The 14,847-nt window shown below is 70.2% G+C and carries 11 protein-coding genes; 8 read left to right on the forward strand and 3 right to left on the reverse strand.

The features are described 5' to 3' along the window. Nucleotides 1-34: 34 nt before the first annotated feature. The 4 genes from ABTX18_RS21440 (at nt 35) to ABTX18_RS21455 (ending at nt 7,918) form a co-directional block, all read left to right on the forward strand. Nucleotides 35-1,849 (forward strand): ABC-F family ATP-binding cassette domain-containing protein, encoded by a 1,815-nt coding sequence (locus tag ABTX18_RS21440; RefSeq protein WP_352124304.1) that lies wholly within the window; start codon nt 35-37, stop codon nt 1,847-1,849. A 178-nt stretch (nt 1,850-2,027) separates the two neighbouring features. Continuing rightward, complete coding sequence (locus ABTX18_RS21445) at nt 2,028-3,770, forward strand: outer membrane protein assembly factor BamB family protein (protein ID WP_352124305.1); 1,743 nt, start codon at nt 2,028-2,030, stop codon at nt 3,768-3,770. A gap of 250 nt (nt 3,771-4,020) precedes the next feature. After that, on the forward strand, nt 4,021-5,889 hold the full coding sequence (locus tag ABTX18_RS21450) for an outer membrane protein assembly factor BamB family protein (protein WP_352124306.1): 1,869 nt from the start codon (nt 4,021-4,023) through the stop codon (nt 5,887-5,889). A 112-nt stretch (nt 5,890-6,001) separates the two neighbouring features. Further along, nucleotides 6,002-7,918 (forward strand): outer membrane protein assembly factor BamB family protein, encoded by a 1,917-nt coding sequence (locus tag ABTX18_RS21455; RefSeq protein ID WP_352124307.1) that lies wholly within the window; start codon nt 6,002-6,004, stop codon nt 7,916-7,918. A 77-nt stretch (nt 7,919-7,995) separates the two neighbouring features. Here ABTX18_RS21455 and ABTX18_RS21460 read toward each other — a convergent pair whose 3' ends face one another. Beyond that, the gene (locus ABTX18_RS21460; RefSeq protein WP_352124308.1) at nt 7,996-8,442 is read right to left on the reverse strand and encodes a hypothetical protein; all 447 of its coding nucleotides are present in this window, start codon (nt 8,440-8,442) and stop codon (nt 7,996-7,998) included. Nucleotides 8,443-8,650: 208 nt separating this feature from the next. On the opposite strand from ABTX18_RS21460, the gene ABTX18_RS21465 reads away from it, so the two are divergent. Further along, the gene (locus tag ABTX18_RS21465) at nt 8,651-9,346 is read left to right on the forward strand and encodes a helix-turn-helix transcriptional regulator (protein WP_352124459.1); all 696 of its coding nucleotides are present in this window, start codon (nt 8,651-8,653) and stop codon (nt 9,344-9,346) included. 39 nt (nt 9,347-9,385) lie between these two features. Here ABTX18_RS21465 and ABTX18_RS21470 read toward each other — a convergent pair whose 3' ends face one another. Both ABTX18_RS21470 and ABTX18_RS21475 read right to left on the reverse strand, forming a co-directional pair. Continuing rightward, nucleotides 9,386-9,682, reverse strand: a complete 297-nt coding sequence (locus ABTX18_RS21470; protein ID WP_352124309.1) for a hypothetical protein — start codon at nt 9,680-9,682, stop codon at nt 9,386-9,388. Nucleotides 9,683-9,697: 15 nt separating this feature from the next. After that, nucleotides 9,698-11,368 carry a sodium:solute symporter family protein gene (locus ABTX18_RS21475; protein WP_352124310.1) on the reverse strand — a complete coding sequence of 557 codons (1,671 nt, stop codon included), beginning with the start codon at nt 11,366-11,368 and terminating at the stop codon, nt 9,698-9,700. Between the two features lie 237 nt (nt 11,369-11,605). Between ABTX18_RS21475 and galT the strand changes: the two genes are divergently transcribed. Genes galT through galK form a run of 3 tightly spaced genes read left to right on the forward strand, consistent with a single transcriptional unit; the run spans nt 11,606 to nt 14,810 of the window. Beyond that, nucleotides 11,606-12,649, forward strand: a complete 1,044-nt coding sequence (gene galT, locus ABTX18_RS21480; protein ID WP_352124311.1) for a galactose-1-phosphate uridylyltransferase — start codon at nt 11,606-11,608, stop codon at nt 12,647-12,649. Next, entirely contained in the window at nt 12,646-13,626 is a 981-nt protein-coding gene (gene galE / locus ABTX18_RS21485; RefSeq protein WP_352124312.1) for a UDP-glucose 4-epimerase GalE, read from the forward strand. The genes galT and galE overlap by 4 nt, the downstream gene beginning before the upstream one ends. Further along, complete coding sequence (galK, locus tag ABTX18_RS21490; RefSeq protein ID WP_352124313.1) at nt 13,623-14,810, forward strand: galactokinase; 1,188 nt, start codon at nt 13,623-13,625, stop codon at nt 14,808-14,810. Before galE ends, galK begins: the two co-directional genes overlap by 4 nt. Nucleotides 14,811-14,847 lie beyond the last annotated feature (37 nt).

Raw genomic sequence — 14,847 nt, forward strand, 5'->3', positions numbered from 1 at the left:
AAGGTTCAGTGTTCTCCTTCTAGCTGGAGCGTTCGTGGCCGTCAACCTCGTCAATGTCGAGCAGGTCAGCAAGGTGTACGGCACCCGTGCACTGCTCGACGGTGTGTCCCTCGGCGTGTCCGAGGGGGACCGGATCGGTGTCGTCGGCCGTAACGGGGACGGCAAGACGACCCTCATCCGGATGCTCGCCAAGCTGGAGGAGGCGGACACCGGCCGGGTCACCCACAACGGCGGGCTGCGCCTCGGTGTCCTGACCCAGCACGATTCGCTCGACCCGAAGGCCACCATCCGCCACGAGGTCATCGGCGATCTCGCCGACCACGAGTGGGCGGGCAGCGCCAAGATCCGTGACGTACTGACCGGACTCTTCGGCGGACTCGCCCTGGCCGGCTTCGAGCACGGCCTGGACACCGTCATCGCCCCGCTCTCCGGTGGCGAGCGCCGCCGGATCGCGCTGGCGAAGCTCCTCATCGCCGAGCAGGACCTGATCGTCCTCGACGAGCCGACCAACCACCTCGACGTCGAGGGCATCGCCTGGCTGGCCGGGCACCTGCGCGCCCGCCGCTCCGCACTGGTCTGCGTCACCCACGACCGGTGGTTCCTGGACCAGGTCTGCACCCGCATGTGGGACGTCCAGCGCGGCACGGTCCACGAGTACGAGGGCGGCTACAGCGACTACGTCTTCGCCCGGGCCGAACGCGAGCGGATCGCCGCCACCGAAGAGGGCAAGCGGCAGAACCTGATGCGCAAGGAGCTGGCCTGGCTGCGGCGCGGCGCCCCCGCCCGCACCTCCAAGCCGCGCTACCGCATCGAGGCGGCCAACGAGCTGATCGCCGACGTGCCGCCCCCGCGCGACACCAGCGCGCTGATGAAGTTCGCCAACGCCCGGCTCGGCAAGACCGTCTTCGAGCTGGAGGACGTGACGGTCCAGGCCGGCCCCAAGACGCTGCTCACGCACCTCACCTGGCAGCTCGGCCCCGGCGACCGGATCGGCCTGGTCGGGGTCAACGGCGCGGGCAAGACCTCGCTGCTGCGGGCGCTGGAGCAGGCGGCCCGCACCCAGGGCGAGGCGCAGCCCGCGGCCGGGAAGATCGTCGTCGGCAAGACCGTCAAGCTGGCCTACCTCTCCCAGGAGGTCGCGGAGCTCAACCCGAACCTCCGGGTTCTGGAGGCCGTGCAGCAGGTGCGCGACCGCGTCGACCTCGGCAAGGGCCGGGAGATGACCGCGGGCCAGCTCTGCGAGCAGTTCGGTTTCTCGAAGGAGAAGCAGTGGACCCCCGTTGGCGACCTGTCGGGCGGTGAGCGGCGCCGGCTGCAGATCCTGCGGCTGCTGATGGACGAGCCCAACGTCCTCTTCCTCGACGAGCCCACCAACGACCTCGACATCGAGACACTGACCCAGCTGGAGGACCTCCTCGACGGCTGGCCCGGGTCGATGATCGTGATCTCCCACGACCGGTTCTTCATCGAGCGGACCACGGACCGGGTGCTGGCGCTCCTGGGTGACAAGTCGCTGCGGATGCTGCCCCGCGGCATCGACGAGTACCTGGAGCGAAGGCTGCAGATGGCCGCCTCGGCCACGCCCTCCGCCGCACCCGCCTCGGTCGCCCAGGCCGCCCAGGCACCGGCCGTCTCGCCGCAGGAGGCACGCGCGGCCAAGAAGGAACTCCAGAAGGTGGAGCGCCAGCTCGAGAAGATGTCGACCCGTGAGACGACGCTGCACGCCCAGATCGCCGACAACGCCACGGACTTCGAGAAGGTCGCGAAGCTCGACGCCGAACTGCGCGAACTCGTCGCGGAACGCGATGTGCTGGAGATGCGCTGGCTCGAACTGGCCGAGGACGCCTGACCGGTCGCCGAGGCTCCGCCGCGTGGCCGGTACAACTGCTGTGACCGGTGTGGCCGGTGTGGTCTGTGGGACGGGTGGTAAAAAGAAGTCCCGTCCGGCGTGAGGTGCGTGAGGGCGGGACCGCGTCGCTCGCACCACAGGCACCGACGGAACGACAACGGAACAGGGGATCGGGCCGATGAGTCAGCCGCCCGGACAGCAGCCGCCGCCGCAGGGCGGGTTCGGAGCTCCTTACGACCCGCCGCCCGGTTCGTATCCGCCCCCGGCCGCCCCGCCGCAGCCGGCCGGTCCGTACGGGCAGCAGCCCGGTCCGTACGGCAATCAGCCGGGTCCGTACGGCAATCAGCCCGGCCCCTACGGCAACCAGCCGACGCCGGGCTTCGGTTACGGCTACCCGCCGCAGCAACAGCAGCAACAGCCTGGGTACGGCTACCCGTCGCAGCCCCCGCCGCCCGGCGGGCCCTCCGGCGGCGGCCGGTTCCGCGGCCGGGCGGGGATACTCATCGGCGGGCTGCTCGCGGTGGCGCTCCTCGCGGGCGGCGGCATCTGGCTCGCCACCGGTGACGAGGACGAACCCGCCGCGAAGGGCGGCGGCCACAGCTCCGCGCCCCCGGCGCCCTCCCCCTCCCCGACCGGCGGGAACGGGAACGGCAAGGGCGAAGAAACGATCAGTCCCGCTGCCGAGACCGCCGCCGTCAACGCGCAGCGCAAGCCGGGGGAGTCGAAGCTCCTCTGGCTCCAGAAGGCCGGCGTCGACCTCCCGGAGCTCGGCGAGGACGTGTACGGCCCGTGGTTCGCCGGCGACACCGTCGTCACGGCGATGTACCACACCGTCACGGGCTACTCGATCGCCGACGGCTCGCTCAAGTGGAGCCTGCGGCTGCCCGCCAACGCGTGCGCCGCGCCCACCCTGCCCACCGCCGACGGCAAGCTCGTCCTGGGCATCGAACACAGCACCGCGACCGACGCGGCCTGCGACAACCTGCAGATGGTCGACCTCACCACGGGCAGGGCCGGCTGGCGCAAGGCGTACGTCCGCGACGGCGCCTGGGACGGACTGTCCGACCTCGCAATGGCGATCAACGGCGACACCGTGACCGTGGGGCGCACCAGCAGGACCGACGCCTTCCGGGTCAGCGACGGCAAGGTCCAGTTCGGGAAACTGCCCGGCAACTGCCAGCCGTTCGGCTTCGCCAGCGGCCCCGTGGGGATCGCGGCGGCGAGCTGCCAGACCGCGGCGGACGACCACAAGGAACACCTGGTGCAGCGGATCGATCCCGCCACCGGCAAGGTGCGGTGGACGTACAAGGTCAAGAAGGGCTGGCAGGTCGCGCAGATCTACTCCGCCGACCCCCCGGTGATCTCACTCAAGGGCGAGAAGAAGTGGGCGATCCTGGTGCTCAACGCCAACGGCACCTACCGCTCCCAGCTCTCCGGCGGACCGGGCAACTACGCGCCCAAGTGCGACAAGGACCAGCGGAGCCGGGGGTCCAATCTCGACAGCTGCGTCGGGGTGGCCGCCGGCGCCAACACCTTCTACATGGCGACCGACGCCGTCGACATCAAGGTGGGTACGGCGAACAAGGTCGCCGCCTTCGACCTGTCCACCGGCAAGTACAAGTGGTCGGTCACCTCCCCGGCCGACCAGCCCCTCACCCCACTGCGGACGGAGGGCGACAAGCTGCTGATGTATCTCGCGGCGGCCAAGAACAAGGGCGGTGGCATCGCCTCCGTGCCGTCCACCGGCGGTGACTGGGATGTGGTGCTGCAACACCCGGCGGCGGCATCGAGCATCGAGCGCGCCTTCTTCGGACCGCACATCTTCTACGTCAACGGGCGCAGTTTCCTGACGCATTCGAGGATCAGCGGCACGGACGACGACGAGATAGAGCAGCGATCCATCGCGGCGTTCGGCAACTGACGTGCCTTTAGGCGTAACGGCGGCATCACGGGGCGGTTCTCCCTTGGGCACAGGGGTGGACCGAACCGGCTGCGGTGACGGGCCGGGTGGTAGAAAGAAGCCCCGCCCGACTGACGTAACACTGCGGGATCCATGCCCGATTCGCTCCATTTCGCCGGCAATTCGGGGGTCTTCGCGGACTCCTGCGGTTCCGGCGCGATCGCGGGGGAGTCCGGACCGGGCACCGGACCGCATGAAGGGGGACGTGCTGATGACCCAGCCGCCCAGCCAGCAACCGCCGCAGGGAGGCTTCGGCGCTCCGCAGGAGCCGCCGCACGGAGTTCCTCAGCCGCCCCAGGGCCCGCCGCAGACACCTCCGCCCGCGCAGCCGCCCCAGGCGCCGGCCGCCCAGCCGGGTTACGGCTATCCGCAGCAGCCGGGCCAGCCGCCGCAGGCCGGCTACGGCTACCCGCAGCAGCCCGGTCCGTACGCCCAGCAGCCCGGGCCCTACGGCCAGCAGCAGCCCGGCCCGTACGGCCAGCAGCAGCCGGGTCCGTACGCCCAGCAGCCCGGCCCCTACGGCCAGCAGCCGGGCCCGTACGGCCAGCCGCAGCAGCCGGGTCCCGGATATCCGCAGCAGCAGTACCCCGGTGCACCGGTCCCGGCGGCTCCCGGCGGCAAGAACCCCTTCAAGGGCAAGCCCGCCGTGATCATCGGTGCCGCGGTCGCCGCGCTCCTGGTCGTCGGCGGCGGCGTCTTCCTGCTGTCGGGCGGGGACGACGACGACAAGAAGCCCGTCGCGAAGAAGAGCGAAGAGGCCCTGAAGCCGTCCACCTCGCCGTCCGTCGACGAGGGCGACGGCAACGGCACCGGTCGTGAAGGCGGCGACGACCTCAACGGCGGACGCAAGCCCGGCGAGGCGAAGGTCCTCTGGCTCCAGAAGAACGACGTCGACCTGCCGCGCAACGGCGCGGACGTGTACGGCCCGTGGATCGTCGGCGACACCATCGTCAAGGGTATGTACCGCACGGTCTCCGGCTACTCGGTGGCCGACGGCAAGCAGGCGTGGACGCTGAAGCTGCCCGCGGACATCTGCTCCGCGCCGCAGCAGACCACCACGGACGGCAAGATCGTCATCGCGGTGAAGAACGGCACGACCGACAAGGCCGACTGCTCCACCCTCCAGCTGATCGACCTCACCACGGGGAAGGCGGGGTGGAAGAAGGAGGTCAAGAAGAGCGGGCTCTTCGACCTGATGTCGGACCTCTCCCTCGCCATCAGCGGCAACACCGTGACGGTCGGCCGCACCGGCAGCTCCAACGCCTACCAGGTCAGCGACGGCAAGGAACTGTTCGGCAAGCGCGACGGCATCTGCCAGCCGTTCGCCTTCGCGGGCGGCGCCAAGCTGATCGCCGCCACCAACTGCCGGACCGATGACCCGTACAACCCGCAGCACGAGATCGAGGAGATCGACCCGGGGACCGGCAAGCCGAAGTGGACCTACAAGCCGGCCCGCGGCTGGGAGGTCGACAACGTCTACTCGGTGAGCCCCCTCGTCGTGTCGCTGACCAAGGGCTCCAGCAGCAAGGACAAGAAGTGGAGCATCCTCGCGCTCCGGGACAACGGCACGCTCCGCTCCCAGGTCATCAGCGACAAGGGTGACAAGTTCCCGATGACCTGCGGCAACGCCTTCGCCATCTTCGGGAAGCCTGTCGACGGCTGTGACGGTGTCGCCGCCGACGCCAACACGCTCTACATGCGGACGGAGGACGACACCAGCGGATCCGCCCGCACCAACCAGGTCGTCGCCTTCGACCTGAACACCGGCAAGACGAAGTGGAAGGCGAAGGCCCCGGCCGGGCAGACCATGAAGCCACTGCGGACGGAGGGTGGCAGCGTGTTCCTCTACGTGGACGCCGGCTACGGCAAGGGCGGCGGCATCGCCTCTCTGACACCCTCCGGCGGCACCCCGAAGATGCTGCTCCAGCACCCGGCCTCCACTTCGGAGATCGAGAACTCGTTCTGGAGCGAGAGGGTCCGGTATGCGGGCGGCCGCTCGTTCATCATCAGCGGACGTGTCAGCGCGACCAACGACGAGGCGGAGCTGGAGACGAAGACCATGATGGCCTTCGGCAAGTAACCGCTCCCCACAGCGCCCGCAGGAACACCGCCGGGCCGCGGACGGTGGCAGACCCGTCCGCGCCCGGCTCCGGCCCACCGACCGACTCCCTTCCCCAGAGGTACGCAACGCCATGACGCAGCCGCCCCAGCCGCCCAACGACCCGCCGCAGGGCGGGTTCGGCGCCCCCCAGGACCCGCCGCCCGGTGGTTTCGGCGCCCCCCAGGACCCGCCCCCCGGCGGTTTCGGTGCCCCGACGCCGCCGCCCGCCGACCCGTACGGCAAGCAGCCGGCCACTCCGCCGCCCCCGGCCCCCGGCGGCTACGGCACCCCGCCCCCCGCCGGCCCGCCCCAGCAGCAGCCCGGCTACGGTTATCCGCAGAGCCCGCCGCAGCAGCCCGGCTACGGCTATCCGCAGGGCCCGCCCCAGCCGCCCGGTTACGGAGTCCCGCAGGCGCCGCCGCAGGGCCAGCCGCAGCAGGGTTACGGATTCCCGCCCGGCCAGGCGCCTCAGCAGGGCTACGGCTACCCGACCGCCCCCATGCAGCAGCCGTACCCGCCGCAGCAGCCCGGCGGCAACGGGCCGAAGAAGTTCTCCGCCCAGTCCCAGATCATCGTCGCCGCCGCGGTCGCCGTGGCCCTGATCATCGGCGGGGGCGTCTGGTTCGCCTCCAGTGGCGGCGACGGCAAGAAGGACGAGGCGTCCACCTCCGCCGGCGCCACCGGCGAGAACAAGGGCGGGGCGGACGGCGGCAACAGCGGCATCGGCGGCGGCGGCAAGGAGAAGGCACCGGCCGACGTCAAGTCCCAGGCCGGCTTCCAGCTCCCGCAGCCCAAGGTCACCGAGGTCACCACGGTCTCCGGCTCCTGGCTGACCGACAAGGCGTACGTGAAGACGGGCGTCGACGAGATCGTCGGTTACGACCCGGCCAAGGGCACCAAGCTCTGGTCGATCCCGCTGGACGGCCAGCTCTGCGCCGCCTCCCGGCACATGACCAAGGACTTCAAGACGGCCATCGCCTTCGAGGAGGGCAAGCGGACCGCGGCCAACAAGTACCCCACCTGCAACCAGGTCGGTGCCCTCGACCTCAGCACCGGCAAGCTCCTGTGGAGCAAGTCGGTGACCGCCGCCACCGGCGGTGACCGCCCGGTCCGTTTCGAGGAGGTCACCCTCAGCGGCAGCACGGTCGCCGCCGGCGGCACCGAGGGCGGCGCGGCCTTCGACCTGAACACCGGCGCCGAGCGCTGGAAGCCGAAGGTCAGCACGGACGGCTGCTACGACACGGGGTACGGCGGCGGCGAGGCACTCGCGGTGGTCCGCAAGTGCGGGACGTACGACGACCCGCAGCTCACCATCCAGGCCCTGAACCCCACGACGGGCGCCCCGCTCTCCTCGTTCAAGATGCCTCCCGGCGTCGAGTACGCGAGCATCGTCTCCACCAAGCCCCTCGTCGTCGCCGCCGATGTCGGCGACACCGCGGGCGACGGCAGCGGGATCTCCGACCTCTTCTCGATCGACGCCGCCACCGGCAAGCTGCTCACCAAGATCGCGGCGGACGGCGACAAGTACGCGGCGAGCTGCCGTGCCACGAAGGTGGAGAGCTGCCAGCACCTCGCCGTGGGCAACAACCGCGTCTACCTGCCCACCGAGGAGCACGAGGGCACCGGCGAGTACGGCAACACCAACGAGATCGTCTCGTTCGACCTGACCACCGGCAAGCCGACCAGCGACCGGGCCGACGCCGGCGACCGCTACTCGATGTTCCCGGTCCGCATGGACGGCGGCAACCTCATCGCGTACAAGGAGCCCCCCTACGACAAGGGCGGCCAGATCGTCTCCATCGACGGGGCCACCTTCAAGCAGACCGTCCTGATGGACAACCCGAGCGACGAATCCGTACGTGACGCGGAGACCAGCTTCTCCCCGGACTACGCCGAGTACCTCTACGGCGCCGGCCGGCTGTTCATCTCGGAGACGATGATCAGCAAGCCGCGGGAGAGCTCGCTGGGCGACAAGGAGTACCTCGTCGTCTCGTTCGCCACGAGCTGACCACAGCACACACGTGAGGGGGTGGAGCCGGCCGGCTCCACCCCCTCACGCATGTCTCCCGACGGCCGGGAAGGTGATCAGGAGTTGGTGCTGTCGTCGAACGCCGGGTACATGATGCCGGAGGAGACGCACTTCAGGATCGTGGTTCCCTCCATCTGGCACAGCTCGATCCGCGCGGTGCTGATCCAGCCACCGGGGTTCGCGTAGCTCGTCGCGCTCCACGCGGTGCCGGCGCCGGTGGAGACTCGGTGGATCGGGAAGTAGTGGGTGCCGGCGTCACCGGTGGTGATCAGCCGCACGCCCACCGAGTGACCGTCGGCGTCCTTGTCCTTCACGTACAGGTAGAGCGGGTCGAGCCGGTACGGGTTCAGCCGCCAGGCCGCCTTCACCTCGGCGTATCCCCAGGTCGTGGAGACGTCCTCGCCGGTGACGTTGGAGGCGGCCGAGGCCGTCCCGGTGAACGCGGGACCTGCCAGCACGGCACAGGTGGCGGCCGAGACGAGCAGAGTCTTCCTGAGACGCAAGATTCCCCCAGAAGGTGATTCGTCATGAACAGCATGCAGGTTACAACAGGCGGAAAACCGCCATGATGCATCATCAACTCGCCCTCGACGCGGCGGAAACCGGCGATCTCGGTCCTTCTCTCCGTTAAGACGCCCGCGGCCTCGAACAAGCGTGTAGCTTGCCGGGTCTGGAGGGCCGGGGGGCCTGCACGGTGCGAGGGGGATGGCAATGGGCGTGCGGCTCATGGTGGTCGACGACCACCGACTGCTCGCCGAGGCACTCGCCTCGGCACTGAAACTGCGCGGGCACCGGGTGCTCGCCGCCGCCGCGCCCACCTCCGGGGCGGCGGAACTGGTCGTCAGCAGGGCGCCGGAGATCTGCCTGTTCGGCACCGCGGCGCCCGCCGAACCGGGCACCTTCGACCCGGTCGTCAGGATCAGGCGCGAGCGCCCGCAGACCGCAGTGGTGGTCCTCGGCCCGGTGCCCAGCCCGCGCGGCATCGCGGCCGCCTTCGCGGCCGGCGCGGCGGGTTACGTCCGGCACGACGAACGCATCGAGGGCGTGGAGCGCGCGATGGTCAAGGCGCGCGCCGGTGAGGCGGCGATCTCGCCGCAACTGCTCCAGGGCGCCTTCGCCGAACTGCTCAACCCGGCGGCGCAGCCGGACGACGAGGGCCGCCGGCTGCTGCTGATGCTCACGCCGCGCGAGGCCGAGGTCCTGGTCCGGGTCGCCGAGGGCGAGGACACCCGGGTGATCGCGGCCGGTATGCGGATCGCGCCGAGCACCGCCCGTACGCATGTGCAGCGCGTACTGATGAAGCTGGGCGTCGGCTCCCGGCTTGAGGCGGCGGCGCTCGCCGCCCGCACCGGTCTGCTGGACCGGGCGGCCCTGGGGACGCCGCAGGGGCCGGACGCAGTCGGCTGACGGCGGTCCGGCCCCTGCGGGCGGTGAGCTGATCCGGCGTCAGTTTGCCGACGTGTCCGCGGTGTCCGGCGCGGCGGCCGGCGGCTGGATCGGGCGCAGCTTCAGCCAGACCAGGAAGAACAGCCCCAGGGCCAGCATGGCTATGCCCGTCCACAGGTTGATGTGGACGCCCTCGGCCTTCTTCAGATCCGCGTCGGACGGGCTGATCCCGGCGATGGTGACGATGACGCCGTAGACGACGAACAGGCCGCCGATGATCCGCCGGATGTCGAACAGCCGGGCCGCCGTGGCGGACTTCTTCTCCAGATCGGAGACTTCCTTGTGCAGGTCGGACATGGTGGGTGACTCCGATCAGAACGAGTAGGGGAGGTAACACAGGGCGGCGAGCACGATCGCGCCCCAGCCCAGCAGCGCGGGCCTGCGGTACCAGGCGCTGTCGCCCTCCTCGGGCACCTCGTCGGTGTCCGGCGACTCGGTTCCGTAGACGAGACCGGCCAGTTCGGCCTCGGGCTTGGGAGCCGTGAACAGCGTGACGGCGACCATGACGACCGCACCGGCGACGAAGCCGACGATCGCGGAGACGAAGTTGGCGCCCTGGTCGGTCGGTATGTCGATGACACCCTGCTTGTAGATCACGAAGTAGTTGATCATCGCGGCGGTGGTGCCCGCGACCAGGCCCCAGACGCCCGACTTCATCGAGGCGCGCTTCCAGAACATCCCGATGATGAAGACGACGAACATCGGGACGTTGAAGAAGGAGAACAGCGTCTGGAGGTAGCTCATGATGTTGGAGAAGCTGGCGGCGATGAACGCCGTGCCGATGGAGGCCAGCACCCCGATCGCCGTGATCAGCCGTCCGAAGCGCAGGTAGTACGCGTCCGGCCGGTCCTTCTTCACGTACCGCGCCCAGATGTCCGTGGTGAACACCGTGTTGAACGACGAGACGTTGGCGGCCATGCCGGCCATGAACGCGGCCAGCAGACCCGTCACCGCGATGCCGAGCACACCGTTGGGCAGCAGCTCCTGCATCAGCAGCGGGATCGCGTCGTTGTAGGTCAGGTCCGATCCCGGGGTGCCGATCTGCGGCACGAGGACGGCGGCGACCAGACCCGGGATCATCACGAGGAAGACGATGAAGATCTTCGGGAACGCGGCGATCAGCGGGGTGCGCTGCGCGGCCGAGAGGTTCTTCGCGGACAGGGCGCGCTGCACCTCGGCGAAGTTGGTGGTCCAGTAGCCGAACGAGAGCACGAAGCCGAGGCCGAGGATGATCGTCAGCCAGTTGGCGCCGAGCGGGTTGGCGTCACCGATGCCGGTGCCGCCCCAGGCGGACAGGAAGTCCTGGCCGTGGCTCTTCTCCAGCGAACCGGTCAGCCCGTCCCAGCCGCCGACGCGCTTGAGGCCCAGGAGGGTCAGCGGGATCAGCGCGGCGAGGATGACGAAGAACTGCAGCACCTCGTTGTAGATCGCGGAGGACAGACCGCCGATGGTGATGTAGATCAGCACGAAGAGGCCCGCGACCACGATCGCGACCCACTGCGGCCAGCCGAGGAGCGCCTCCACGACGATCGACAGGGCGTACAGGTTGACGCCCGCGATCAGGATCGCCGCGAAGGCGAAGAGTATGGAACTAAGCAGGTGCGCGGACTTGTCGAAGCGCTGGAGGAGGAATTCCGGGACGGAGCGCACCTTCGACCGGTAGTAGAAGGGCATCATCACGAGGCCCAGGAAGACCATGGCCGGGATGGCGCCGATCCAGTACCAGTGGACGACCGCGACGCCGTACTGCGCGCCGGTCGCCGCCATGCCGAGGATCTCCGTGGCGCCGAGATTCGCCGCGACGAAGGCCAGGCCGGTCACCCACGCGGGCAGTGACCGTCCGGACAGGAAGAAGTCGAGGCTCGTCTTCACGCTCGCCCGGGCGGCGAAGCCGATGCCGAGGACGACGACGAAGTAGATGGCCAGGATCGTGTAGTCGAGCCCGTTCGTGGGGAGCCGGAGCCCTGCAGCCAGATAGTGCATGTGGGGGTACTCGCTTCGTTGCGCGAACTGAACCCGAAGGAAACTACGCTCTTGTGTTCAAAAAATGAACACTTCACCTGAGGTTCTTTGTTTGATTGTGATCGTATGGCCAGAAAAACCGGTCTCAACCCTCCAAAGACCTCGCTCCCGGGCCCGCGTGCACGACAGGCGGTCGACTCATTGACGCGCCTGTTGATTCGTGGTTCATTGTGTTCGGTTCTGTTTGGGAGGAGTCTGGTGAAGAAGACGGTTACGACGCTCGCCGACGGCCGGGAGCTGATCTACTACGACAGCCGTGACGACGTCGTCCGCGACGCGGTCGACCCGCGTCCGCTCGATGCCGTCTCGACGTCGTCCGAGGTCCGCCGCGACCCGCTCCTCGGTGACAGCGTCGCCATCGCCTCGCACCGCCAGGGCCGCATCTACCACCCGCCGGCCGACGAGTGCCCGCTCTGCCCCTCGCGGGACGGCCGGCAGAGTGAGATCCCGGAGCCGGACTACGACGTCGCCGTCTTCGAGAACCGCTTCCCCTCCCTCGCCGGCGACTCCGGCCGCTGCGAGGTCGTCTGCTTCACCTCCGACCACGACGCGTCCTTCGCCGACCTCACCGAGGAGCAGGCCGCTCTCGTCCTGGAGGCGTGGACCGACCGCACCGCCGAATTCGCCGAGCTTCCGCAGGTCACCCAGGTGTTCTGCTTCGAGAACCGGGGCGCCGAGATCGGCGTCACGCTCGGACACCCGCACGGCCAGATCTACGGCTACCCCTTCGTCACCCCACGCACCGAGCTGATGCTCCGCTCCGCGGCCGCCCACCGCGCCGAGACCGGCGGCAACCTCTTCGACGACCTCGTCGCCCGGGAGGAGGCCGACGGCTCGCGGATCGTCCTCGCCACGGAACACTGGGTCGCCTTCGTGCCGTACGCGGCCCACTGGCCGTACGAGGTCCATCTCCACCCGCGCCGCCGCGTCCCCGACCTGCGGGAACTCGACGAGGCCGCCCGCACACAATTCCCACAGGTCTATCTGGAACTCTTGAGGCGATTCGACCGGATCTTCGGCCCCGGCGAGCCGCCGACCCCGTACATCTCCGCCTGGCACCAGGCGCCGTTCAGGGTCGAGGGACGGGAGGACTTCGGGCTCCATCTGGAGCTTTTCACCATCCGACGCACCTCCGGCAAGCTGAAGTTCCTCGCGGGTTCCGAATCCGGCATGAGCGTGTTCATCAACGACGTGCCGCCGGAGACCGCGGCCCAGCGACTGCGAGAGGTAGCGAGCGAGTGAGCAAGTCCCCGAAGAAGTACCTGGTGACCGGCGGCGCGGGATACGTGGGCAGCGTGGTCGCCCAGCACCTGCTGGAGGCCGGGCACACCGTCACCGTCCTCGACGACCTCTCCACCGGTTTCCGCGCGGGCGTCCCGGCCGGCGCCGAGTTCATCGAGGGCCGCATCCAGGACGCCGCCAAGTGGCTGGACTCCTCCTACGACGGGGTGCTGCACTTCGCCGCGTACTCCCAGGTCGGCGAGTCCGTCACCGACCCCGAGAAGTACTGGGTCAACAACGTCGGCGGCTCCACCGCCCTGCTCGCCGCGATGCGCGACGCCGGGGTGCGCACCCTCGTCTTCTCCTCCACCGCCGCCACCTACGGCGAACCGGTCTCCAGCCCCATCACGGAGACCGACCCCACCGCCCCGACCAGCCCGTACGGCGCCACCAAGCTCGCCGTCGACCACATGATCACCGGCGAGGCGGCCGCCCACGGCCTGGCCGCGGTCTCGCTGCGCTACTTCAACGTGGCGGGGGCGTACGGCAGCTGCGGCGAGCGGCACAGCCCCGAGTCCCACCTCATCCCGCTGGTCCTCCAGGTCGCGCTCGGCCGACGCGAGTCGATCTCCGTCTACGGCGACGACTACCCCACCCCCGACGGCACCTGCGTCCGCGACTACATCCACGTCGCCGACCTCGCCGAGGCCCACCTGCTGGCCCTGGAGGCCGCCACCGCGGGCGAACACCTGATCTGCAACCTCGGCAACGGCAACGGCTTCTCGGTCCGCGAGGTCATCGAGACGGTCCGCCAGGTCACCGGCCACCCCGTCCCCGAAACCGCGGCCCCCCGCCGCGGCGGCGACCCGGCCGTCCTCGTCGCCTCCGCCGCCACCGCCCGGGAGCGCCTCGGCTGGCAGCCGTCCCGCGCCGACCTGGCCGCCATCGTGTCCGACGCCTGGACGTTCGCCCGCCGAGAGGAGCCCACCGCACCATGACCCACGACGCTGAGCCGACCGAAGCCGTCACCGACCTGACCGCTTCCTTCACCGAGCTGTACGGGAGCGCCCCCGAGGGAGTCTGGGCCGCGCCCGGCCGGGTCAACCTGATCGGCGAGTACACCGACTTCAACGACGGCTTCGTGATGCCGCTCGCGCTGCCGCACACCGTACGGGCCGCCGCCGCCCGCCGCACCGACGGCCAGCTGCGGCTCCACTCCACCGATGTGCCGGGCGGCGTCGTCCAGCTCCGCGTCGACGAGCTGGCCCCCCATTCCGGCCACGGCTGGGCCGCCTACCCGGCCGGGGTCGTCTGGGCGCTGCGCGAGGCGGGCCACGACATCACCGGCGCCGACATCCAGCTGTCCTCCACCGTCCCCACCGGCGCCGGGCTCTCCTCGTCCGCCGCCTTGGAAGTGGCGACCGGACTGGCCCTGAACGACCTCTTCGGGCTCGGACTCGCCCCCGCCGAACTCGCCGTCCTCGCCCAGCGCGCCGAGAACGCGTTCGTCGGCGTCCCCTGCGGCGTCATGGACCAGATGGCGTCGGCCTGCTGCACCGACGGCCACGCCCTGCACCTGGACACCCGCGACCTCACCCAGCGCCAGGTCCCCTTCGACCTGGCCGCGCACGGCCTCCAGCTCCTCGTCGTCGACACCCGCGTCAAGCACGAGCTCGGCGACGGCGCGTACGCGGAGCGGCGCGCGGGCTGCGAGGAAGGCGCCCGTCTCCTCGGCATCGGCACCCTGCGCGAGCTCCCGTACGAGGGACTGGCCGCCGCGCTCGAGACGCTGTCCGCGGCAGGCGCGGACGAGTCCGTGGTGCGCTACGTACGCCACGTGGTCGGCGACAACCAGCGGGTCGAGCAGGTCATCGCGCTGCTCGACGCGGGCGGGGTCCGCGCGGCCGGCCCGGTCCTCACCGCCGGCCACATCTCGCTCCGCGACGACCTGCGGGTCTCCTGCGTGGAGCTGGACCTCGTCGTGGAGACGGCGAACGCGGCCGGTGCGCTCGGCGCGCGGATGACCGGCGGCGGCTTCGGCGGCTCGGCGATCGTGCTCGTGGAGGAGTCGCAGGCGGACACGGTCACCAAGTCCGTGCGCGAGGCCTTCGCCGCAGCGGGATACGCGGCCCCGGGTGTCTTCCCCGCGGTGCCGTCGGCAGGGGCCCGCCGGCTCGCCTGAGCACCGGCCGGGCACGGACCGGAGCCGGCTGCACGCC

Source organism: Streptomyces sp. NPDC096323 (assembly GCF_040302845.1).
GTDB lineage: Bacteria > Actinomycetota > Actinomycetes > Streptomycetales > Streptomycetaceae > Streptomyces.